The organism is Virgibacillus dokdonensis, from assembly GCF_900166595.1.
Classification (GTDB): domain Bacteria; phylum Bacillota; class Bacilli; order Bacillales; family Amphibacillaceae; genus Virgibacillus; species Virgibacillus dokdonensis.
The window spans coordinates 2,251,081-2,273,318 of sequence record NZ_LT745763.1 but is presented as its reverse complement, the minus strand read 5'-3'; the positions used below and the strand labels follow the sequence as shown (position 1 = coordinate 2,273,318).

The 22,238-nt window shown below is 36.3% G+C and carries 26 protein-coding genes and 1 pseudogene; all 27 read left to right on the top strand.

The features are described from left to right. Window positions 1–120: 120 nt before the first annotated feature. The 27 genes and pseudogenes from xerC to flhB all read left to right on the top strand — a co-directional run bounded on the left by xerC (window position 121) and on the right by flhB (window position 22,223). Window positions 121–1,029, top strand: coding sequence for a tyrosine recombinase XerC (gene xerC, locus B2C77_RS12260; protein WP_077704140.1), 909 nt, complete (start codon window positions 121–123; stop codon window positions 1,027–1,029). 24 nt (window positions 1,030–1,053) lie between these two features. After that, complete coding sequence (hslV, locus tag B2C77_RS12255) at window positions 1,054–1,599, top strand: ATP-dependent protease subunit HslV (protein ID WP_077704137.1); 546 nt, start codon at window positions 1,054–1,056, stop codon at window positions 1,597–1,599. Between the two features lie 17 nt (window positions 1,600–1,616). After that, on the top strand, window positions 1,617–3,011 hold the full coding sequence (hslU, locus tag B2C77_RS12250) for an ATP-dependent protease ATPase subunit HslU (protein ID WP_077704135.1): 1,395 nt from the start codon (window positions 1,617–1,619) through the stop codon (window positions 3,009–3,011). 27 nt (window positions 3,012–3,038) lie between these two features. Continuing rightward, window positions 3,039–3,818 (top strand): GTP-sensing pleiotropic transcriptional regulator CodY, encoded by a 780-nt coding sequence (codY, locus tag B2C77_RS12245; RefSeq protein WP_077704132.1) that lies wholly within the window; start codon window positions 3,039–3,041, stop codon window positions 3,816–3,818. Between the two features lie 285 nt (window positions 3,819–4,103). Further along, window positions 4,104–4,394 (top strand): annotated as a pseudogene (gene tnpA / locus B2C77_RS12240) (IS200/IS605 family transposase); the annotation flags it as partial. Window positions 4,395–5,128: 734 nt separating this feature from the next. After that, entirely contained in the window at window positions 5,129–5,527 is a 399-nt protein-coding gene (flgB, locus tag B2C77_RS12235; protein ID WP_077704129.1) for a flagellar basal body rod protein FlgB, read from the top strand. 3 nt (window positions 5,528–5,530) lie between these two features. Beyond that, entirely contained in the window at window positions 5,531–5,980 is a 450-nt protein-coding gene (gene flgC / locus B2C77_RS12230; RefSeq protein ID WP_077704126.1) for a flagellar basal body rod protein FlgC, read from the top strand. 191 nt (window positions 5,981–6,171) lie between these two features. Continuing rightward, window positions 6,172–6,480, top strand: a complete 309-nt coding sequence (fliE, locus tag B2C77_RS12225) for a flagellar hook-basal body complex protein FliE (protein WP_077704124.1) — start codon at window positions 6,172–6,174, stop codon at window positions 6,478–6,480. 227 nt (window positions 6,481–6,707) lie between these two features. Continuing rightward, window positions 6,708–8,306: a flagellar basal-body MS-ring/collar protein FliF gene (gene fliF / locus B2C77_RS12220; protein ID WP_077704121.1), complete on the top strand. Its 1,599-nt coding sequence runs from the start codon at window positions 6,708–6,710 to the stop codon at window positions 8,304–8,306. 12 nt (window positions 8,307–8,318) lie between these two features. After that, window positions 8,319–9,329 carry a flagellar motor switch protein FliG gene (fliG, locus tag B2C77_RS12215; RefSeq protein WP_077704118.1) on the top strand — a complete coding sequence of 337 codons (1,011 nt, stop codon included), beginning with the start codon at window positions 8,319–8,321 and terminating at the stop codon, window positions 9,327–9,329. Then, entirely contained in the window at window positions 9,322–10,065 is a 744-nt protein-coding gene (fliH, locus tag B2C77_RS12210) for a flagellar assembly protein FliH (protein WP_164085537.1), read from the top strand. The genes fliG and fliH overlap by 8 nt, the downstream gene beginning before the upstream one ends. Continuing rightward, on the top strand, window positions 10,065–11,387 hold the full coding sequence (gene fliI, locus B2C77_RS12205; RefSeq protein WP_077706900.1) for a flagellar protein export ATPase FliI: 1,323 nt from the start codon (window positions 10,065–10,067) through the stop codon (window positions 11,385–11,387). Before fliH ends, fliI begins: the two co-directional genes overlap by 1 nt. Then, window positions 11,384–11,830, top strand: a complete 447-nt coding sequence (gene fliJ, locus B2C77_RS12200; protein ID WP_077704112.1) for a flagellar export protein FliJ — start codon at window positions 11,384–11,386, stop codon at window positions 11,828–11,830. Before fliI ends, fliJ begins: the two co-directional genes overlap by 4 nt. A gap of 5 nt (window positions 11,831–11,835) precedes the next feature. Beyond that, window positions 11,836–12,444, top strand: coding sequence for a MotE family protein (locus B2C77_RS12195; RefSeq protein WP_077704109.1), 609 nt, complete (start codon window positions 11,836–11,838; stop codon window positions 12,442–12,444). A 333-nt stretch (window positions 12,445–12,777) separates the two neighbouring features. Further along, window positions 12,778–14,082 carry a flagellar hook-length control protein FliK gene (locus B2C77_RS12190; protein ID WP_176087323.1) on the top strand — a complete coding sequence of 435 codons (1,305 nt, stop codon included), beginning with the start codon at window positions 12,778–12,780 and terminating at the stop codon, window positions 14,080–14,082. Between the two features lie 15 nt (window positions 14,083–14,097). Continuing rightward, window positions 14,098–14,553: a flagellar hook assembly protein FlgD gene (gene flgD, locus B2C77_RS12185; RefSeq protein ID WP_077704103.1), complete on the top strand. Its 456-nt coding sequence runs from the start codon at window positions 14,098–14,100 to the stop codon at window positions 14,551–14,553. A gap of 116 nt (window positions 14,554–14,669) precedes the next feature. After that, entirely contained in the window at window positions 14,670–15,461 is a 792-nt protein-coding gene (gene flgG / locus B2C77_RS12180) for a flagellar basal body rod protein FlgG (protein ID WP_077704100.1), read from the top strand. Between the two features lie 41 nt (window positions 15,462–15,502). Then, on the top strand, window positions 15,503–15,724 hold the full coding sequence (locus B2C77_RS12175) for a flagellar FlbD family protein (RefSeq protein ID WP_077704098.1): 222 nt from the start codon (window positions 15,503–15,505) through the stop codon (window positions 15,722–15,724). Continuing rightward, window positions 15,717–16,136: a flagellar basal body-associated protein FliL gene (fliL, locus tag B2C77_RS12170; protein WP_077704095.1), complete on the top strand. Its 420-nt coding sequence runs from the start codon at window positions 15,717–15,719 to the stop codon at window positions 16,134–16,136. Before B2C77_RS12175 ends, fliL begins: the two co-directional genes overlap by 8 nt. A 35-nt stretch (window positions 16,137–16,171) precedes the next feature. Then, a complete protein-coding gene (gene fliM, locus B2C77_RS12165) occupies window positions 16,172–17,170 on the top strand; it encodes a flagellar motor switch protein FliM (RefSeq protein ID WP_077704092.1) in 999 nt (332 codons plus the stop codon). After that, window positions 17,160–18,302: a flagellar motor switch phosphatase FliY gene (gene fliY, locus B2C77_RS12160; protein ID WP_176087322.1), complete on the top strand. Its 1,143-nt coding sequence runs from the start codon at window positions 17,160–17,162 to the stop codon at window positions 18,300–18,302. Before fliM ends, fliY begins: the two co-directional genes overlap by 11 nt. A gap of 31 nt (window positions 18,303–18,333) precedes the next feature. Continuing rightward, window positions 18,334–18,696, top strand: coding sequence for a response regulator (locus B2C77_RS12155; RefSeq protein ID WP_077704087.1), 363 nt, complete (start codon window positions 18,334–18,336; stop codon window positions 18,694–18,696). Window positions 18,697–18,712: 16 nt separating this feature from the next. Continuing rightward, window positions 18,713–19,372, top strand: a complete 660-nt coding sequence (locus tag B2C77_RS12150; RefSeq protein ID WP_164085535.1) for a flagellar biosynthetic protein FliO — start codon at window positions 18,713–18,715, stop codon at window positions 19,370–19,372. After that, on the top strand, window positions 19,365–20,030 hold the full coding sequence (gene fliP, locus B2C77_RS12145; protein ID WP_077704081.1) for a flagellar type III secretion system pore protein FliP: 666 nt from the start codon (window positions 19,365–19,367) through the stop codon (window positions 20,028–20,030). Before B2C77_RS12150 ends, fliP begins: the two co-directional genes overlap by 8 nt. Window positions 20,031–20,089: 59 nt before the next feature. Then, complete coding sequence (gene fliQ, locus B2C77_RS12140; protein ID WP_073005061.1) at window positions 20,090–20,359, top strand: flagellar biosynthesis protein FliQ; 270 nt, start codon at window positions 20,090–20,092, stop codon at window positions 20,357–20,359. 3 nt (window positions 20,360–20,362) lie between these two features. Next, window positions 20,363–21,142 (top strand): flagellar biosynthetic protein FliR, encoded by a 780-nt coding sequence (fliR, locus tag B2C77_RS12135; RefSeq protein ID WP_077704078.1) that lies wholly within the window; start codon window positions 20,363–20,365, stop codon window positions 21,140–21,142. A 1-nt stretch (window position 21,143) separates the two neighbouring features. After that, entirely contained in the window at window positions 21,144–22,223 is a 1,080-nt protein-coding gene (flhB, locus tag B2C77_RS12130; protein ID WP_077704075.1) for a flagellar biosynthesis protein FlhB, read from the top strand. Window positions 22,224–22,238 lie beyond the last annotated feature (15 nt).

Below are 22,238 nucleotides of genomic sequence, written 5' to 3'. Positions count from 1 at the left end.
GAAAAGGCAATTCTAACTATGAGAGTGGTTGTTTCTGAATTTTGTTACAATTTAGTTAAATTTATTGCTTAACATGATTTTCTGTGTTATGCTATATTCGCTGCTTAATGGGGTGAAAATTTGAATAATTTCAGACAATATTGGCAATCCTTTAAAGAGTACTTACAAATAGAGAAAAATGCCTCCCCGTATACGATTAAATATTACATGCAGGATCTGGAAGTGTTTTTTTCTTTTTTGCACACGGAAGGGTTAACGAGATTTTGTGATGTGGACGAACGGATTGTTCGTGTGTTTTTAAATACCCTATATGATCAGCGATTAAGCAGGAAATCTGTTTCCCGGAAGATATCAGCGTTGCGAACGTTTTATAAATATTTAGAACGAGAAGATGTGGTAGATGTAAATCCATTTTCAGCTATTCGTTTACCTAAAACGGAAAGCAAGATTCCGGGGTTTTTGTATGAGAAAGAGTTAGAAAAGCTATTTGAAGTAAGTGATTTAACCCAACCTTTAGGTCAGCGAAACCAAGCCTTAATAGAATTGCTTTATGCTACGGGGATAAGGGTAAGTGAGTGTAGACAGTTGATTTTAGATAACATTGATTTCTATATTGGAACAGTGTTTGTGCAAGGAAAAGGCAGAAAAGAACGTTACATTCCGTATGGAAAATTTGCTGAAATTGCTTTGGAAACATACATACAGGATGGAAGAAAAGCGTTGCTTGCAAAATCCAATCAACAAACAAACGCATTATTTCTCAATAATCGTGGAGTACCCTTAACGGATAGAGGGATTCGTGACATATTGAACAAAATGGTGAAAGATGCAGCTTTAACTGTGCATGTGCATCCACACAAACTGCGACACACATTTGCTACTCATCTCTTGAATGAAGGTGCTGATTTACGCAGCGTACAAGAATTATTAGGTCATGAAAATCTGTCAACAACTCAAATTTATACGCATGTGACGAAAGATCATTTGCGACGTGTTTATATGAGAAGTCACCCGAGAGCAAATGATTAACTTTAAATAAAGAGGTGAGCTTACATGACCAATGAAATGCATGCTACCACTATTTTTGCCATCCACCATAACGGACAATGTGCGATGAGTGGGGACGGTCAAGTAACGATGGGAAATGCAGTAGTTATGAAACATAAAGCAAAGAAAGTTCGTACACTATTTAAAGGACAGGTATTAGCTGGATTTGCCGGTTCCGTAGCTGACGCGTTTACGCTCTTTGAAAAGTTTGAAGCGAAATTAGAAACATATAATGGCAACTTGCCTAGAGCGGCAGTTGAGCTTGCAAAGGAATGGCGAAGCGACAGAGTGCTAAGAAAACTGGAAGCTTTGTTAATTGTCATGGATAAGGAGCATATGTTTTTAGTTTCTGGTACTGGAGAAGTCATAGAGCCTGATGACGGAATTTTAGCTATCGGATCTGGTGGAAATTATGCTCTTAGCGCTGGTAGAGCTCTAGCGAGATATTCTAAAGAACTATCTGCCAAAGAGATTGCGAAAGCATCCTTAGAAATTGCTGGAGAATTATGTGTGTATACGAATAACCATATCACACTTGAGGTATTGGAGTAAAAGGAGGCCTTTAGGAAATGGGTATGAGCTACACTCCTAAACAGATTGTTGGACAATTAGATAAATATATTATTGGCCAGAAAAGTGCAAAGCGATCTGTAGCTGTTGCATTGCGTAACAGATATAGGCGCATGCAGCTAGATGAAGGTTTAAAAGAAGAAGTGGTTCCGAAAAATATTTTAATGATTGGACCAACCGGAGTAGGGAAAACAGAAATAGCTAGAAGGCTAGCTAAGCTGGAAGGTGCACCATTTGTAAAAGTGGAGGCGACGAAGTTTACGGAAGTAGGCTATGTAGGTCGTGATGTTGAATCCATGATTCGCGATTTAGTTGAAATGGCATTGCGGACTGTGAAAGAGGAAAAAATGAAACAAGTTAAAGAGAAAGCGGAAGAAGAAGCAAATAAATTACTTGTCAAACTTTTAGTTCCTCAGTCTAAAGCAACCAACGAAACAAAAAACCCTTTTGAAATGTTATTTTCTTCACAGGCTAATAGTGAAGAAGGTGCTGAAGAATCTGCGAAAAATGATGAGATTCGAAATAAACGAAAGCGTGTAGAACAACAGTTAGCATCTGGTGAGTTAGAAGATAAAGTAGTAACTGTTGAAATAGAAGAGCAAACGCCATCTATGTTTGACATGTTACAAGGTTCTGGAATGGAACATATGGGCATGAATATGCAAGATGCGCTTGGACAATTTATGCCAAAGAAAAAGAAAAAGCGAAAATTGTCAGTGTCTGAAGCAAGGAAAGTGTTAACGCAGCAAGAAGCGAGTAAACTTGTAGATATGGAAGAGGCGGCACAAGAAGCCATTTTACGAGCAGAGCAATCGGGGATTGTGTTTATTGATGAAATAGATAAAGTAGCTGGTAAAGATGAACAAAGTGCTAACGTATCTCGCGAAGGTGTTCAACGCGATATATTGCCAATTATTGAAGGGTCTACAGTTGTTACAAAGCATGGACCAGTAAAAACAGACCATATGTTATTTATTGCCGCTGGCGCATTTCATATGTCAAAACCATCTGATCTAATTCCTGAATTACAAGGAAGATTTCCAATTAGGGTAGAATTAGAGAAACTATCAACAGATGATTTTAAACGAATATTAAAAGAGCCATCTAATGCCTTATTAAAGCAATATGAAGCTTTATTAAAAACAGAAGGTATAAATATAGTATTTACAGACGAAGCTGTAAATAGAATTGCTGAAATTGCTTATGAAGTGAATCAGGAAATGGATAACATTGGAGCTAGAAGACTTCATACGATTTTAGAAAAGTTGCTGGAGGATCTGTCCTTTGAAGCACCAGAGATTAATATGGATACTGTTGAAATCACTCCAGCTTATGTAGATGAAAAACTTTCTGCTATCGCTAAAAATAAGGATTTAAGTCAATATATCTTATAACATATAGAGATCGAATGGAGGATCATAATGGAACTATTAAATCGTGCAAGAAAAATTAATGCAATGCTACAAAAATTCGGCGGGAAATCTGTGGACTTTAATGATATGTCTGCTTCGTTACGTGATGTAATTAAAGGAAATGTATATATTCTAAGCCGTCGTGGGAAATTACTTGGATTTGCTATTAATCAAGAGATTGAAAACGAAAGAATGAAAGCTATGCTGGAAGAACGTCAGTTTCCGCAAGAATATACAGAAGGATTACACAATATTCATGAAACAACAGCGAATATTGGTATAGATAGTCCACATACTGTATTCCCAGTAGAAAACCGCGACTTATTCCAAACAGCTTTAACCACCATTGTTCCAATCATTGGCGGTGGAGATCGTATAGGAACCCTTATTATTGGTCGTTTATCAGAAGAATTTAATGAAGACGATCTTTTATTAGCTGAGTATGGGGCTACAGTTGTAGGTATGGAAATTCTTCATGAAAAGTCTCAAGAAATTGAGCTAGAAGCAAGAAGTAAAGCTGTTGTTCAAATGGCAATTAGTTCACTTTCTTATAGTGAATTAGAAGCAATTGACCATATTTTTGAAGAACTGGACGGTAGTGAAGGGCTTCTTGTAGCAAGCAAAATCGCTGATCGTGTTGGCATTACCCGTTCTGTCATTGTAAATGCTCTAAGAAAACTAGAAAGTGCTGGAGTAATTGAATCTCGTTCACTGGGTATGAAGGGGACATATATTAAAGTCTTAAATCACAATTTCCTTGTTGAATTAGAAAATTTACGCTCTAGATAAAAAATATAAAATAATTGCTCGTAGAAAGAAAACTAAACATCCGCAACGCGTTTAACCGTGTTGCGGATGTTTTATATTATGACTTTAGTCCGTTGAGCTCGCGAAAGCGTGCGAAACAGAAAACCACCTGCTATGCGGGTGAGGAACCAATGGTTATACCAAACAAAAAACTCACTTTCTTCTATAATAGAGATTGTTATAGAAAGGAAAGTGATTAAATTGGCAAAAAAAAGCAAATAGTTTGGTGCATACAAAATGGTTATGTAAATACAAAGCAGAGGTCATCTTATGCCTATTCATGTGCACATGTTAGTAAGTATCCCACCAAAAGTAGTGGTATCCTTTATGGGTTATTAAAAAAGGAAGAAGCGCTCTTATAATTTTAGATAAGCATGCAAATTTGAAATATAAATTCGGTAATAGGCACTTTTGAGCGCGAGGTTATTATGTAAGTACAGTGGGGCTGAATGAAAAGGTAAAAAATATATACAAGGGCAAGAGAAGCATGATATAACATTAGATAAGTTAAGCGTAAGAGAGTACGAAGACCCTTTTAAGGGTGGCAAGAAACACTAACACTCCTTTAGGGGAAAGCAAAAGAGGCAAAGACAATGAGGTTTGAATGCTAAATGAGAGCCATTGCTTATAGACGCTGGTAGGTAGTTTTGGCTTATAGCCATTGTGTAAAACACCCGTTGGACAGGTTGGTCATGATTTTATCCCCAATATAAGGTGCTGCAAGACTCCTGCTTGAAGATGTGAGCTGAACAAGTCTAAGCGGAGATAACAGTACCTACACCTCCTATTTCGTAAGCGTCTTTAGGTAATACCCTTTAGCTACTAACAATCAGTGGGTGGTGAAGGAAAACCTCGGCTAAAGGAAGATTCACTTTATGACAAAGTATAAAATTTATTGCTTAAGCAAAAAAACGGTTTTTGCCATAAAGAATTGGCAATAAGTCAAGTTTTTCTAGTATACACTACTATGACATGGAGTTACTTATCGAGTTGAATACATCGATCCTGTATGATTTTTAATCTATCATTATTATTTCACCCCAAGCATTCCTGTTGAAGTTATTCATATTTTGTCGATTTTTGAAAGTCCTTAATTGAAAGAAAAGTCAATCATACAAAACATAAATATAGTATAATTGACCTAGTAAAAAATAACCAACTTGTAATGTATTATATAAAAATGTCTAAAAACCATAGACTTTAGTTTGATTATGACTTAAACTATTCGTAGATAAACATTACTTTTCGACTGCTTTTTGAAATATAACTAGTACTTTTTTAGGGGTGAAACAATGAGTTTGTTTAATGGAACAATTCAAGCTTTAGAACATTCATTAGGCTATTCTTCCGCCAAAAATCGAGCAATTTCATCAAATTTAGCAAATCTAGATACACCTAATTATAAAGCGAAAGATGTTACATTTAAGAATTATTTGGCACATGAACTTTCGCGACCTATACAGGCCAAAACAACAAACAGCCGTCATATAGGATTTCAAGGAGATACGCAACCAGCTGGCTATAAAACTATTATAAATCAAGCATCGTCATATCAGCATAATGGTAACAATGTAGATGTAGATAAGGAAATGGCAGACTTGGCTGAAAATCAAATTTACTACCAAGCGCTAGTGGATCGCATTAGTGGGAAATTTGGAAGTTTGCAAACAGCTTTAAAAGGAGGCAGGTAAATAATGTCCATGTTTCATTCGTTACACTCTAGTGCTAGTGCTTTGACAGCACAAAGATTAAGAATGGATGTGATATCATCTAATATTGCTAATGCACAATCAACGAGGGCTACCGTCAATCAGAACGGAGAGGTAGAACCATACCGTAGAAAAATGGTTGCATTGCAGCCAGAGGGAGCTTCTTTTCAATCTTTTTTACATAAAGCAGCTAATGCTCCAGCTTCTAGTGGTGTGCGTGTCAGATCGATAGAAGAAGATGAAACTCCGTTCAAGCAAGTATATAATCCTAGTCATCCGGATGCTAATGGAGATGGATATGTTCAATTACCGAACGTTGACCCCTTGAAGGAAATGGTTGATCTAATGAGCGCCACTCGCTCTTATGAGGCAAATATAACGTCTGTAAATGCTACGAAATCTATGTTGATGAAAGCTTTAGAAATTGGTAAATAAGTATATTTTTACGATATAGGTGCCAATATTTTAAGGGTAATTGCACATGGGAAAAGGTAAGTGAGAATTTACAAAGACCTAAATTTCAGAAAGGAATCGGCTTATACTTTAAAAGACGAATAATCAGTAAGTTCATTGACAAAGCAATTTATTAGAGAGTAGCTACAAAAGCATTAAATAGGAGGGTTTTTATGATTCAAAGAATTAGCAATCCAATAACAGAACTATCTCCAAATGCAACTGTTCAAAGTAAACCAAAAATATCTCCTGGTGAAGCACAAGCAAAATTTGCTTCCGCATTAAAAAATGCCATTAATAATGTAAATGAAGTACAAGCCATTTCTGATGAAAAAACGGAAGCAATGGCGAAAGGTGATATTACAAATTTGCATGATGTTATGATTGCCTCTCAAAAATCTAGTATCGTTTTAGAAGCAACTGTACAAGTTCAGAGTAAAGCAGTTGAAGCCTATAAAGAAATGATGAGTATGCAAGTGTAGATGAAAAGGATCTAGCAGTTATAAAACATTTCTACAAGTGTTATTGCAATTGTAATTTTAAATAGCATTTCGTTATCTACTGTCTGATTGGTTAAAGATTTTCAGGCTCATTTATTACATAACTAGGAATAATTTTATAGCATCTCTGCACGAGGTGATGCTTTATCCTCTTTACGTACAGTACATATAGAAAGATATTTTACTAGAGCATGTTGGTGGGGGAACTTATGAAAGAGAAGATGATAAATTGGAAAGATCGAACAACGAATTTTTGGAGGAATCGTACAAAAGTTCAAAAAATAACATTTTTCGGTTCCATTTTTGTTGGTCTCCTTTTAATAGTAAGCATTGTCCTTTTTACAACGCATTCAAACTATGTTCCATTATATAATAATTTATCTATGGAAGAAGTGGGACAAATTAAAGGAGAGTTGGACGCTAAAGGTGTTCCCTATGAATTAACAGATGGTGGTAAGGTAATTGAAGTACCAGAAGAGCAAGTGGATAGTCTTTTGGTTGACCTTGCTGCTCAAGGATTACCAAACAGCGGCAATATTGATTACTCCTTTTTTAGTGAAAATGCTTCATGGGGAGTTACTGAAAACGAATTTAATGTTATGAAGCTTGACGCGATGCAAACAGAATTGGCAAATTTAATCAAAGGAATTGATGGCATTCAAGACGCTAAAGTGATGATTAATATGCCAGAAGAGCCTGTATTCGTAAATGATGCCAAACAAGAAGCAAGCGCTTCGATTGTTATTCATACAGAAGCAGGCTATAACTTTGAACCAAGTGAGATAAACGGACTGTATCACATTGTTTCCAAGGCTGTGCCGAATTTACCTACAGAGAATATTGCTATTACAAATCAATATTTTGAGAGTTTTGACCTAGAGAGCTCTGGAAACAACACATCAAAAGACTCGTACACGTATCAACAAACTGTTAAACAAGATATTGAAAAAGACGTACAAAAACGATTGCAGCAAATGCTAGGAGCCATGGTAGGACCTGGAAATGTTATCGTGTCCGTAACATCAGATATTGATTTCACACAAGAAAATCGAACAGAAGAGCTTGTCGAACCAGTTGACTTAGAAAGTATGGAAGGATTACCTGTTAGTATAGAAACGATACAGGAAACGTATGAAGGGAATGGCGCGGCTGCAGGTGGAATCAGCGGTACTGGCGAGGAAGACGTGGCCAATTATCAGGCTACAGATGATGATGGTGATGGCGAATATGAAATGACAAAAGAAACCATCAACAATGAATTTAATCGAATAAGAAAAAATATTGTAGAAAGCCCATATAAGATTCGTGATTTAGGCATTCAAATTGCGGTTAACCGTGCGAAAACTACAGAAGAAAATGAAGTAGAATATTTATCACAGCAAGAAGAGACTGCTGTCGAAGAAGGAATTAGTTCTATTGTCAATTCCATTGTTACGACATCCGTTGATGCAGCATACGAAGAAGATGTTACGCCAGAAGAAAATGTATCCATTGTTTTTCAAGAGTTTACGGGTGCAGATACTCAACCTGATACAACGGCGTCAACTATACCAACTTGGGTTTATGCAGTTGGGGGCGGGTTGCTTCTAGCTATTATTGTCTTACTAATTATTTTCTTGCGTCGTAGAAAAGCAGAAAGTGAAGAAGAAGAGCTGTTACAAGAATCAACAGCACCAATGGAAGTACCTGACCTTCCAGAACAGGAAGATTCAGAAGCTACGATTCGTAAAAAACAGTTAGAAAAGATTGCTAAAGAAAAACCAGAAGATTTCGCGAAATTACTACGCAGTTGGATTGGAGAGGAATAGGGGGTATGAATATTGGCACGTCATAAAGGATTAACTGGTAAGCAAAAAGCTGCAATTCTATTAATCTCCTTAGGCCCTGATGTATCTGCAGAAGTATATAAACATTTAACGGAAGAAGAAATTGAACGGTTAAGTTTAGAAATTTCTTCAGTTAAAAAAGTAGATAACCAAAAGAAAGAGGAGATTATAGAGCAATTTCATCAAATAGCTCAAGCTCAAGACTTTATTGCTCAAGGTGGAATTGGCTATGCAAAGACAGTGTTAGAAAAAGCTTTCGGCAAACAAGAGGCAACGAACATTATTAACCGCCTAACCTCTTCATTACAGGTGCGACCATTTGATTTTGCTAGAAGAGCGGATCCACAACAGGTTTTTAATTTTATACAAGGAGAGCATCCGCAAACGATCGCTTTAGTCCTGTCCTATTTGGATTCGGAACAGGCTGGGCAAATATTATCAGCATTACCACAAGAAATGCAAGCAGATGTCGCAAAGCGAATCGCGACAATGGACTCTACATCACCGGAAATTATTTCTCAAGTGGAGCAAGTGCTGGAAAAAAACATCTCTGCTTCATTTACAGAGGACTATACGCAAACTGGTGGAATACAAGCAGTAGTAGAAGTATTAAATGGAGTTGATAGAAGTACAGAAAGGACAATTTTAGATGCATTAGAAATTCAAGATCCAGAGCTTGCAGATGAAATCAAAAAACGGATGTTTGTGTTTGAAGATATTGTTATTTTAGATAATCGTGCTATTCAACGTATAATTCGTGAAGTAGATAACGAAGATCTTCGTCTATCATTGAAAGTGAGTAGCGATGAAGTGAAGGACATCATATTTAAAAACATGTCTCAGCGAATGGCAGAGACATTTAAAGAAGAAATGGAATATATGGGACCCGTACGTCTGCGTGATGTTGAAGAGGCTCAAACACGTATTGTTTCAACCATACGGAGACTTGAGGATGTAGGTGAGATCGTTATTGCTAGAGGTGGGGGAGATGATATCATTGTCTAATCCTTCACGGATAACTGAAAGAAAACAAATTCGTATAAAGCCAGTTAGCGTCTTTCAGCCAAGTAATACGCATGTAAAAGAAGCTCATGATAAATCGGAACTTGATCAGGAACTGTTGCAAGCTGAACAAGCATTAGAGCAACTTCGAGAACAGCGCCAACAATTGATAAAACAAACAAAACGAGAGATTGAAGCTGAAAAGGGTGCTTGGCAAGAAGAAAGACAAAAATACGTCGAAGCTGCAAAGGAAGAAGGGTTCCAAGCTGGTTTTTCGGAAGGGAAATCAGAAGCGCTAACTACGTATAAGGCTTATGTAGATCATGCAAATCATTTGGTAGAAAGTGCCAAGCACGAATATTATTCACTGATTGAAGAACATGAAGAAACAATTATGGAAATCGCTATTCATACAGCAGAAAAAATTATCAAACAAGAAATAGTAGCAGACCATAAATCATTTTTACCTATTATTCAAGCAGCTATTAAAGAATTAAAAGATCAATCTGAAATTGCTTTATATTTACATCCAAACCAATATGCATTTGTCGTGCAACATAAAGAAGAGTTATCTTCTTTAATTGAACCAAATGCAAAGCTTATGTGTTATGTATCAGATGAAATAGAAGAAAACGGCTGTATGATTAAATACCCATACGGACAAGTTGACGTGGGGGTTGATACGCAGCTTGAAGAGATTGGCAAGGCTCTAATTGAATTAGCAGGAGAGGGAAAATGATGAATGCAACTGCTTATTTAAATGCTATTTCTAAATTAGATACGTACAAACGTTACGGGAAAGTATTGCGTGTTGTAGGTATTATGATCGAGTCTAAAGGTCCTGCTGCAAACATCGGTGAAGTGTGCTACATTCATCCAGCTTCTCAAAGAGAAACTCCAATCATTGCAGAAGTAGTAGGATTTCATGAGGAACGAATTATTTTAATGCCTTATGAGGAAGTAATAGAAATTGGTTCTGGTTGTTTAGTAGAAGCTACTGGAAAACCACTTAGTATTAAAATTGGTAGAGGGTTAATTGGTAATGTTATTAATGCTTTAGGAAAGCCTTTGAATGGTAAAGCGTTGCAAAAAGGCCTTATGAGCTATCTTACCGATCAATCTCCGCCAAATCCAATGCAAAGACCGCCAATCACAAATGCTTTACAGGTTGGTATTAAAATTATTGATGGGTTACTAACTGTTGGCGAAGGGCAAAGAATTGGTATTTTTGCTGGCAGTGGTGTAGGAAAAAGTACTTTACTTGGAATGATTGCAAGGAACAGTGAAGCAGATATCAATGTTATTGCATTGATTGGTGAGCGTGGACGCGAAGTTAGAGAGTTTATCGAAAAAGATTTGGGCGAAGAAGGGCTAAAAAAGTCCATTGTCGTCGTAGCAACATCTGATCAACCAGCTTTAATGAGAATTAAGGGTGCGGATACAGCTACCGCTATTAGCGAATATTTTCGTGATCAAGGTTACCGCGTTAATTTATTGATGGATTCCGTAACACGAGTTGCTATGGCAAGAAGAGAAGTTGGATTGGCCACTGGGGAACCACCGACGACTAAAGGTTATACACCGTCTGTATTTGCGACACTACCTAAGCTTTTAGAGAGAACTGGAACCAATTCTAATGGGACCATTACGGCTTTTTATACGGTGCTCGTTGATGGGGATGATATGAATGAGCCAATTGCTGATACTGTTCGAGGTATTTTGGATGGCCATTTCATTATGGATCGTAAATTAGCAGAAAGAGGTCAATATCCTGCGATTAACATATTGCAATCTATCAGTCGGGTAATGCAGCAAGTTACAGGCGAAAATCACCAGCAGGCAGCTAAACAAATTCGGAATTTACTCGCAACGTTTGAAGAGAATAGAGAATTGATTCAAATAGGGGCTTATAAACGTGGGACAGACCAAGAAATTGATCGAGCAATGGATTATTATCCTAAAATTGTATCTTTTCTTAAACAAGGGATTAGTGATTATTACTCGTTAGAAGAATCTATTCATTTAATGAAAAATCTGCTTCACGGAGGTGCTCGGAAATGAGTGGAACGGTAGTCTTAACTAAACTACTGCATGTTCGAGAAACGGAAAAAGTACAAGCTCAAAAAGCTTATCAGCAGGCTATCGATTGCTTTGAAAATTCTGCCACCCAATTATACCAATTGTTAAAAAAGAAAGAAGTAGCAGAAGAAACCTATGAAGAATGTATGCAACAAACTACAACGTTAGAAAAATTAAGGGAACAGGTTGACTATTTAGAAAAATTAAATGCTATGATTGTCCATTTACAAGAGGAAGTACAAAGAGCGAGAGCAGATATGGAAGCAAAACAATCTGACTTAACAGAGGCACATGTAGAAACAAAAAAATTTGAGAAAATGATTGCACATCGTAAGCAAAGAGAAATGGAAGCACAGGAAAAATTAGAAAAATCGATGATGGATGAAATATCCATGCAGCAATTTTTAAAATATAAAAATAGGTGAAGCGAATGGTTAAGAAAAAACAAGCAGATACAAAAAAAATGAATCCTTTTCTTTGGTTCTTGTTCGCAATTGTTGTCCCTATAGGCTTCACTATTACGCTTGTCACCATTATTTTGTTAGCTACAGGTGTGGATGTAGGAGGTTGGGTGAAAGGGAAAGCAGCAGAGATTCCTGGTGTTTCATCATTTGTAGATGAAGAAGATGGTAAGAAGGCAAAAGATGCAGCGGATACGCAGTTGAAATCACAAATTGAAAATAAGGATTCAGAGATTAAACAATTACAAGAAGAACTAAAAGAGAAAGAGACAACGATCCAAATGCTCGAACAAGACGTTATTAAACTTCAAGATCGAGAGCAAAATCAGACGGAAGAACAACAGAAGAAGGATAAAAATCAAACAAAAAAGAATTCCTTTAAATCAATGTCTACTTCGTTTAAAGAAATGGATGAAGAAAAAGCAGCTCAAATTTTACAAGATTTAAAGAGAAAAACAGCATTAGCCATTTTAGAAGAGTTGGATGACAAGGAACGCGGCAAGATATTAGAAGTAATGGATGCAACTACTGCTGCGCAATTAACAGAGCAATTTTTAGATAAGGCAGAGGAAGAGTAGTCCTTTATTAAGCAGCTAGATAATATGTCAAAAATCTCATCATTTCCAATACGGAGTAGGTTGTAAAGTAGTAGTTCTGACGAAAAAATGCTAATTATATGTGGATAGCATTTAAAGATGCAAGTCATAGCCTACGCTCACTTAAAAAGTGGATTTTCTTTGACATCAATTCTATAATTTTTAGTTTTAAAGTGTTGACGTCCTGTTTCCCGTGAAGATAAGCTGCTGTACGATTCCCCACTACAAAATCGGAGGATATGTAAAGGGGAAGTGAAAAGATTCATTATATATGGAATTACGCGCAATAAAATGCTCAAGGAAGGTGGTGTTAAAATGATTAACGTTGCGATGTTATTGCAGCAGTTACCATCAACAGTTGATAAAAAAGGTTCTATGCCATTGACAGTAAAAGAGCAACAAACGGAACATGCTTTTTATGAATTGCTAGCCTCTAAGCAAGAACTAGGAAAGATGATGGATCAAATTTGTGAAAAATTACCTGATGATAAAACTAACTGGTTGTCTGAGGAGATGTCTCCTTTCATGCAACAGTGGGTAAGTAAATGGTTTGAAACACAAGGAAATGAAAGAGTACAACCGGAAGAATCCTTAAATAAAGAGATAGCCATACAAATAGAAAAACAACTTCCAAGTGAGCAACTATTGTTAGGTAACGAAAGTATATCAATTACAGATGAGCAGTCAGCAAATTTATTGATACAGAAAGAATTAACTGCGATTTTCTCTAAGGTAAGCACTTTACTATCCCAGCTAAACAATCAACAAAATAATCAACCAAATATACAACAAGCAGCGTCAAAGTTAGTTCATTTATTACAGCAATGGTCTGAGTTAAGTAAACAAGTAAGTACCGCAGGGAATACGGAAAAGGCAATAATCCGTTTAAACGAAGGAGGGAATACAAAAGAAGCAACCATTTGGAAACAGTTAGTGGCAACATTTGAAAAAAGAAGTGCGTTTGTTCAGAAACAGCATTACAATAATGAAGCTAAAATATCAAGTGGTGATGTCGCTAAGTGGCTTACAAAAGTAATGGAGGAAATGTCGAAAACTAAGCAGACAACAACCTATGCTAAAGAGCCAATAACAACTATGAATAATATAAACCCAACTTCGGTACCTATGGCAAAACTTGAACAGCATGTCATATATCTTCAACCAGAGCAGCAAACGCAACGAAATACTGGTCAAGAGCTAGTTCAACAACTACAGCGAATTATGCAATCAAGTAAATTTATGAAAATGCCAAATGGTGTCAACCAGCTTCATTTAACGTTGCGTCCAGAACACTTGGGTGATATGACAGTCCGATTTACGCAAACAGATGGAGTGATGGCAGTTCGTATTCTAGTACAGTCGCAAGCTGCAAAGGAAATGTTAGAGTCTAATATACATAAGCTCCGTAATATGTTTTCTCCGCAGCAAGTAACCATTGAAAAACAAGAAGGTATATTGCAGCAAAGCCAACAAATGCAAAAGGGAACTGGATCTGAATCGCAGCAGTATTCTGATTCACAAGAGCAGAAACAACAAGAATTTCACGATGACTCTGCTGCAGATAATAACGAAGAATTTATGACTACTTTCCATGAACTATTAATGAACGAGCAAGTATAAAAGGGGTGTATGATAATGGCAAAAATTGATCCTTCGCTTTATTTACATAATCAAAAAGAGCGAACACCCAGCCCAAATCTAGGAAAAGATGAATTTTTGAAAATTTTAATGACCCAATTAAAAAATCAAGATCCTACTAATCCGATGGATGATCGTCAATTTGTATCACAGATGGCAGAATTTAGTTCTTTAGAGCAGATGATGAACATGTCAAATTCTATTAATACATTAGTAGAAAGTCAACTTGTTTCTCCTGTGATCAAATATAGTCACATGTTAGGAAAAGAGGTAACTTACCAAAGTTATGATGAAGAAACGGGTAAGGAAACGGAAATAAAAACAAGTAGGGTCGTCGCTGTTAGTCAGAATGAGGGTTGGGCAATTCTAGAATTAGAAAATGGAGAGAAGATTTACGCGGATGCAGCTTTGCAAGTAAATGATCCGGCGTTTGAAGAAACAGAGGACAAGTAAAAGTAGCCACTGGTGAAAATAAGCATTTAGCTTTTATCGGTTACGTACGCAGTTGGAATCTAATATACCTCAAACGCTCAAAATATATTTAATTTTAATATAAAGGGGAAATGACAATGTTACGTTCTATGTATGCAGGAATTTCTGGTATGAAAGGATTTCAAACAAAGTTAGATGTTATTGGGAACAATATTGCAAACGTAAGTACAGTAGGTTTTAAAAAAGGAAGAGTCACATTTCAAGATATGATGAGCCAAACAACTTCTGGAGCTCAAGGACCTACGGCTACGCGTGGTGGAATAAACCCTTCTCAAGTAGGTTTAGGTTCGCAGCTTGGATCAATCGATAATATTCACACTCAAGGGTTTAGGCAAACAACTGGAAATCCGTTAGATTTGATGCTAGAAGGCGATGGCATGTTTATTGTGGAAGGAAATGGCACTACCTATTACACACGGGCCGGAAACTTTTATTTAGATGATGATGATCGCATTGTCGATGCAAATGGATTCTATTTGCAAAGTGTTGGCGGAGAGGACTTGACCATTCCTGAAGACGCTGAAAGTTTTAGTATTGGAACCGATGGTACAGTTACGTATATTAATGCTGATGGAGACCCAGTTGATGGTGGGCAAATTGCCCTCGCTAGTTTTTCTAACCCAGCAGGTTTAGAAAAAGCCGGTAACAATTTATTTCTTAATAGTGAAAATGCGGGTTATAACGGAATTGTTGCTCCAGAAACAGAAGGCGCTGCTAAAATTGTACCAAGTGCACTTGAAATGTCTAACGTTGATTTATCGGAAGAATTTACAGAAATGATTACCGCGCAACGCGGGTTCCAAGCAAACACAAGAATTATTACGACTTCCGATGAAATTCTTCAAGAACTTGTAAATTTAAAACGATAAATTAAGGAGGAAAGGGAGCGTTTCTTCGCTCCCACCTACACATGATTTCATTAACAAGATTAAACGGTGACGAATTTACATTAAACGCAGTTATGATTGAACAGGTTCAAAATTTTCCAGATACAACGATTACGTTAATGAATGGAAAGAAATTTGTTGTAAAGGAAACTCGTTCAGAAGTTCTCCAGCGAACTTTAGCGTATTATCAGCAAATTGGTGTTCAAGTTGTCACCAAGAAGGAGGTATGCAACGGCGATGAATAAACTAGTAAAAACGATGCTAACGTCATTAACTGTCATACTGATTATAGGGATTTCCGCTTTCGTCGTTGTCCAATATGTTAACTCAGATGAGCAAAGTGGAAAAACATCATCCATTGATAAAATGGAGGAATATTCATACGAAACACCTGAAATTACAACAGATCTCAAAGATGGTAGTTTTGTAAGAATACAATTTCAAATTATTACCGATGGAAAAGATGCAAAAGAGGAAATCGAGAAACGAGACTTTCAAATAAAAAATATTCTTATCAAAGAATTAGCTACTTTAGAAGAAAAAGATTTCCAATCGGGGCTTAATGATTTAGAAAAACACGTAAAAACAAAACTAAATGAAGTCATGACTACAGGGAAGATAACGGATGTTTATACAATTAGTAAGATTTTACAATAAGAAAGTTTTCGACTCCGATTTGGAGGTGATGGTCGTTGGTAGAAGAAGTTCTTTCACAGAATGAAATTGATGCATTATTATCCGCTATATCTTCAGGTGAAATGGATGCGGACGAATTAAAAAAAGAAGATCAAGAAAAAAAAGTGCTTGTCTATGATTTTAAACGTGCATTGCGATTTTCTAAGGATCAAATTCGTAGTATTTCACGGATACATGAAAATTATGCCCGGTTATTGACCACTTTTTTCTCAGCTAAACTACGAACATATGTAAACATCTCGGTTGCATCTGTGGATCAAATACCTTATGAAGAGTTTATTCGTTCTGTACCTAAGATGACGATTTTAAATACATATAGTCTTAAGCCGCTGGAAGGTAGAATTGTAATGGAAATTAATCCAAACATTGCTTATGCGATGCTTGATAGAACCTTAGGTGGGCAAGGCGTTAGTTTTAATAAAGTCGAAAATTTAACCGAAATTGAAACACTTCTAATGTCACAGTTGTTTGAAAAGGCGAGTACGAAGCTCCAAGAAGCTTGGGCTTCCATTGTAGACATTGATCCTGTTATGGAAGACTTTGAAGTAAATCCACAATTTTTACAAATGGTTTCACCCAATGAAACTGTCGTGGTTGTATCGCTTAATACTACGATAGGAGAAGCAAGCGGCATGATTAATATTTGTATTCCGCATATTGTATTAGAACCAATTATATCTAAGTTGTCTGTTCATTACTGGATGCAAACGGCTGGAAAAAAACGTAATGATGAAGCATATGAAAAAATAACTAGAAATATCCAGCAAGCAACTGTTGAGGTGAAACCAATCTTAGGTGAATCAACGATCACCATTGAACAGTTTTTGAAATTAGGCAAAAAAGATATTATTAGACTCGATCAATCCATTGAAAGTCCACTAATATTAGAGGTAAACGATGAGCCGAAATTTCTTGTACAACCAGGTACATATAAAAATAGAATGTCCGTCCAAATATTAGATACTTTTAAAGGGGGGAATGAAGATGGGGAATGACGGTAAGCTATCTCAAGATGAAATTGATGCACTATTAGATGTAAGTTCTACAGAAGATGATGATAACTCTAGCTCCATTACGAATGATTTCTTATCTACAATGGAAATTGACACATTAGGAGAGATCGGTAACATATCCTTTGGTAGCTCTGCTACAACTTTATCTACATTATTAAAAGAAAAAGTTGAAATTACGACACCTGAAGTTTCTGTTATAGCTCAGGAGGAGTTGAAAAATTTCACCTTTGAACCAGTAAGTGTCCAAGTAAACTATTTAGAAGGTTTTTCTGGGAAGAATGTATTTGTTATAAAAGCCGAAGATGCAGCTATTATATCTGATATTATGCTAGGAGGAGATGGCAGAAACCCATCAGAAGAATTAAATGAAATTCATTTAAGTGCTGTGCAGGAAGCAATGAATCAGATGATGGGCGCTGCTGCTACAAGCATGTCTACGGTATTCAATAAACGTGTAGACATTTCTCCGCCGACGATCCATTTAGAAGATCCGGAAAAAGAATCTGAAAAGACTTTAGGAGACGATCCTTTTGTTAAAGTAACTTTCCAATTAAAAGTTGGTGATCTTATTGATTCTACACTCTTTCAATTAATGCCAATTCATTTCGCAAAAGAATTAGTAGACCAATTAGTTTCTAGCGAACCAAGCGAAGAAGAGGTAGCATCGACAGTTATGGAAGAACCAGCGAGTCATAAAGAATATAATGATAATTACTTGGAACCCGAAAAGAATCACTCTCATGCTAAGGATACAAAACAATTTATAGGGAATCATCACCCAGCAACGGAGCAATCTAATGTGCAACAAGCAGAATTTTCTTCATTTGAGCCCGTGACTTTAAACCGAACAGAACAACGTAATTTAGATATGCTTTTGGATGTTCCTTTAAAAGTAACGGTGGAGCTTGGTAGAACGAAGCGTACGATTAAAGATATCTTAGATTTATCACAAGGTTCTATTGTAGAGTTAGATAAATTAGCAGGTGAACCGGTAGATATTTTAGTAAATGAAAAACGGATTGCAACTGGAGAAGTAGTTGTCATTGATGAAAATTTTGGTGTTCGTGTAACGGACATTTTGAGTCAATCCGATCGATTAAACAAACTGAAGTAAGTGAACAAAATATAGTGGGAGGTTTTGCTTTATGGGCAATCGTATTTTAATAGTAGATGACGCAGCGTTTATGCGAATGATGATTAAGGATATTCTAACGAAAAATGGATATGAAGTTGTTGGTGAAGCACAAGATGGCGTACAAGCTGTTGAAAAATATAATGAATTAAACCCTGATTTAATAACAATGGATATTACAATGCCAGAAAAAGATGGGATTACGGCATTAAACGAAATATTAGCCGTTGATCCACAAGCAAAAATCATTATGTGTTCCGCGATGGGACAGCAAGCAATGGTTATTGACGCCATTCAAGCAGGAGCAAAGGATTTTATTGTAAAACCGTTCCAAGCGGATCGCGTTATTGAAGCAATTCAGAAAGCTTTAAGCTAAAAGTGAGTGAATGTGTGTGAAGAAATTAACGGTTATATTTAGTTTGTTAAGCTTGTTCCTATTTCTGTTTGTAACGGAATTAGATGTAGCGGCTGCTCCTAAATCTGTTAATGATTGTATCAATGACGAAGCAGACTGCGAATCTACAGAAACAAATGCAGCAGAGAAGGAAAATAATGAAGATAAGACGGCATTATTGAATAAAGAAACAGATGCAGATCCACTATGGCTAAGCTTTGTGAAGTTAATCATTGCTTTATTGCTTATTCTCGGTTTGATCTATCTCTTGCTTTTGTTTTTGAAACGAAAAAATGCATTATTTAACCAAGCGAAAGCATTAGAGAACATTGCAGGTATATCTGTAGGACAGAATAAATCATTGCAAATTGTTCGCCTAGGGAAAAAGTATTATTTAATCGGTGTAGGAGATAATGTTGAGCTGCTTCAGGAAATAACGGATGAGTCTGTTATTGATGACTTACGAAAGGAGGGTGTAGCTTATGAAACAGCTACTCTTCCAAAGTTTTTGCAAAAATTTAATCATGGATCAAAAAATATGAAAACAAATGATCAAACGAATTTCAAACGGCAATTTACAAGGGAATTGGACAAGTTAAAGCAAAATCGCAACCAATTAATACAGCAGTTTGCACAGAAGGAAGATCGTAATGAATGAATTTATTGATATGTTCTCGAGTTCTGATCCTGAAAATGTGTCCACTTCCATAAAGTTAGTTTTATTATTAACAGTTCTAACATTGGCGCCAAGTATTTTAATTTTAATGACGAGTTTTACAAGAATTGTTATTGTACTGTCGTTTGTTCGAACATCATTAGCGACACAGCAAATGCCACCAAATCAAGTACTCATTGGTCTTGCACTGTTTCTTACTTTTTTCATTATGGCACCTGTATTTAATGACGTGTATGATAATGCATTGCAGCCATTGTTCGATGAGGAAATGACATTAGATGAAGCATACGATGAAGCAAGTACACCAATTAAGCAATTTATGGCTGAACATACGCGGCAAAAAGATTTAGCCTTATTTATGAATTACGCTGAACTAGAGCGCCCAAATGCTGTCGAGGAAATACCGTTAACAACCTTAGTTCCCGCATTTGCTATAAGCGAATTAAAAACAGCATTTCAAATGGGGTTTATGATTTTTGTTCCCTTTCTTATTATAGATATGGCTGTTGCCAGTGTATTGATGTCTATGGGGATGATGATGCTTCCTCCCGTTATGATTTCATTGCCATTTAAAATATTACTATTTGTGCTGGTAGACGGTTGGTATTTAATTACTCATTCATTACTGGACAGCTTTTAAATAGGAGGTGCAGGGCGTTAGCCGTCCTGTATTCCTTAAACCAGATAGGGGGCACAAAAATGAGCAGTGAATTCGTTTTAACGCTAGCAGAAAAAGGCGTGTTTACCATCTTACTAGTAACTGGCCCACTGCTTTTACTTGCGCTAGTTGTAGGACTGCTTGTCAGTATTTTTCAAGCAACAACACAAATACAGGAGCAAACGTTAGCATTTATTCCTAAGATTGTTGCTGTATTGGTAGGATTAGTTTTCTTTGGGCCTTGGATGTTAACACAAATGATTGAGTTCACTTCTAATCTATTTCAAAATATGAATCAGTTTGTAGGATAAAAAATGTTAGATGTTATTGATATAAATCGTTTACCTGTATTTTTACTAATTTTAGTACGTGTAGTAGCGTTTTTTGCTACGATGCCATTATTTTCTTATCGAACAATTCCAAGGCCGTTTAAATTAGGATTAAGCTTTTTTCTTGCTTTCTTAATGTTTTATGCGGTTGATGCTCCTGCGATAGCGATAGATGGACATTATTTTTTACTTCTCTTAAAGGAAACTGTAGTTGGTTTGCTTATAGGTTTGATCGCATATATCATTTTGTCAGCAGTGCAAATCGCTGGTGGTTTTATTGATTTTCAAATGGGTTTTGCCATTGCCAATGTTATTGATCCACAAACGGGAGCACAAAGCCCGCTAACTGGTCAATATTTTTATATTTTTGCTTTACTATTTCTACTATCGGTAAATGGACACCATATCTTAATAGATGGAATGGTAAATAGCTATCAATTTATCCCATTAGAGCAATATGTCCCATTTCAAAATGAATCGATCGTTCACTATGTTATCGAAAGTTTTAACGCGATGTTTCTTATTGCTTTTCAAATTGCCATTCCAATTGTAGGCTGCCTTTTCCTAGTTGATGTAGCGTTAGGAATTATTGCTCGAACCGTTCCACAATTAAATGTGTTTGTTGTTGGCTTACCATTAAAAATACTAGTTAGTTTTATCGTATTATTGGTTTTTATGAGTTTATATGTAGTGTTAGCAAAAGATCTTTTTGAAATTTTATTTGCTACGATACGCAGTTTGCTATATTTATTCGGGGGTGGATAAGTTGTCATTAAAGCTGGACTTACAATATTTTGCTGGTGAAAAGACGGAAAAAGCTACCCCGAAAAAACGTCAAGATGAAAGAAAAAAAGGAAAAGTTGCTAAGAGTCAAGATGTTAATACAGCCATATTGTTGTTATTTGCGCTCATCGTTCTTTATGTTTTCGGAAGTTCCATGAAGAATCAAATGACATCTTTATATGAACATACATTTACGGAGTTTATTCATTGGCAAGTAACGGAAACTACTGTGGCACAAGTTTTCAATGGAGCTACACTGGAAGTAGCAAAAATGTTAGCGCCAATTATGATCATTGTGATTATCGGCGCACTGGCTGCAAATTTTTTGCAAATTGGCTTTTTATTTACAACGGAGCCACTGAAGTTTGATTTAAAAAAGATTGACCCTATTCAAGGGGCAAAGCGAATTTTTTCTTTGCGAGCGATTGTGGAATTACTTAAATCACTATTAAAAATCGTTAGTATTGGTACAGTAACTTTTACTGTGATTTGGATTTATAAAGATGAAATGATGATGATGGCGTTTAAAAATGCTGATACAGCACTTGGTTTCTTTGGGAAAGTCACGATCGTTATGGGAATTATCGCTGTTATTATTCTAGTGTTTTTAGCTGTATTCGATTATGCATATCAACGCTACGACTATGAAAAAAATATGAAAATGTCAAAACAAGATGTAAAAGATGAATTTAAAAACGTGGAAGGCGACCCACTTATTAAATCAAAGATAAAAGAGCGTCAAAGGCAAATGGCTACAAGAAGAATGATGAGTGAAGTTCCAAACGCAGATGTCATTATTACAAATCCAACGCATGTAGCCATTGCCATTAAATACGATGAAGAAAAAGCTGCTGCCCCGTACATTTTGGCTAAAGGTGTGGATGAGGTAGCGCTAAGAATTAAACAGGTAGCTAAGGAAAATAGCGTCATGACTGTTGAAAATAAGCCGCTTGCTCGTTCATTATATCGTGTTGTAGATATCGGCGACGTTATACCAGAATCGTTTTTTCAGGCGGTTGCAGAAATATTGGCGTACGTATATAAATTAGAGAGAAAAGTTTAAGCAATAAGGAGAGTC

Excerpts from the sequence above, each read along its gene's own strand:
- hslV (WP_077704137.1), top strand. The coding sequence starts at position 1,054 with ATGACCAATGAAATGCATGCTACCACTATTTTTGCCATCCACCATAAC.
- hslU (WP_077704135.1), top strand. The coding sequence starts at position 1,617 with ATGGGTATGAGCTACACTCCTAAACAGATTGTTGGACAATTAGATAAA.
- codY (WP_077704132.1), top strand. The coding sequence starts at position 3,039 with ATGGAACTATTAAATCGTGCAAGAAAAATTAATGCAATGCTACAAAAA.
- flgB (WP_077704129.1), top strand. The coding sequence starts at position 5,129 with ATGAGTTTGTTTAATGGAACAATTCAAGCTTTAGAACATTCATTAGGC.
- flgC (WP_077704126.1), top strand. The coding sequence starts at position 5,531 with ATGTCCATGTTTCATTCGTTACACTCTAGTGCTAGTGCTTTGACAGCA.
- fliE (WP_077704124.1), top strand. The coding sequence starts at position 6,172 with ATGATTCAAAGAATTAGCAATCCAATAACAGAACTATCTCCAAATGCA.
- fliF (WP_077704121.1), top strand. The coding sequence starts at position 6,708 with ATGAAAGAGAAGATGATAAATTGGAAAGATCGAACAACGAATTTTTGG.
- fliI (WP_077706900.1), top strand. The coding sequence starts at position 10,065 with ATGAATGCAACTGCTTATTTAAATGCTATTTCTAAATTAGATACGTAC.
- fliJ (WP_077704112.1), top strand. The coding sequence starts at position 11,384 with ATGAGTGGAACGGTAGTCTTAACTAAACTACTGCATGTTCGAGAAACG.
- B2C77_RS12195 (WP_077704109.1), top strand. The coding sequence starts at position 11,836 with ATGGTTAAGAAAAAACAAGCAGATACAAAAAAAATGAATCCTTTTCTT.
- B2C77_RS12190 (WP_176087323.1), top strand. The coding sequence starts at position 12,778 with ATGATTAACGTTGCGATGTTATTGCAGCAGTTACCATCAACAGTTGAT.
- flgD (WP_077704103.1), top strand. The coding sequence starts at position 14,098 with ATGGCAAAAATTGATCCTTCGCTTTATTTACATAATCAAAAAGAGCGA.
- flgG (WP_077704100.1), top strand. The coding sequence starts at position 14,670 with ATGTTACGTTCTATGTATGCAGGAATTTCTGGTATGAAAGGATTTCAA.
- B2C77_RS12175 (WP_077704098.1), top strand. The coding sequence starts at position 15,503 with ATGATTTCATTAACAAGATTAAACGGTGACGAATTTACATTAAACGCA.
- fliL (WP_077704095.1), top strand. The coding sequence starts at position 15,717 with ATGAATAAACTAGTAAAAACGATGCTAACGTCATTAACTGTCATACTG.
- fliY (WP_176087322.1), top strand. The coding sequence starts at position 17,160 with ATGGGGAATGACGGTAAGCTATCTCAAGATGAAATTGATGCACTATTA.
- B2C77_RS12155 (WP_077704087.1), top strand. The coding sequence starts at position 18,334 with ATGGGCAATCGTATTTTAATAGTAGATGACGCAGCGTTTATGCGAATG.
- fliP (WP_077704081.1), top strand. The coding sequence starts at position 19,365 with ATGAATGAATTTATTGATATGTTCTCGAGTTCTGATCCTGAAAATGTG.
- fliQ (WP_073005061.1), top strand. The coding sequence starts at position 20,090 with ATGAGCAGTGAATTCGTTTTAACGCTAGCAGAAAAAGGCGTGTTTACC.
- fliR (WP_077704078.1), top strand. The coding sequence starts at position 20,363 with ATGTTAGATGTTATTGATATAAATCGTTTACCTGTATTTTTACTAATT.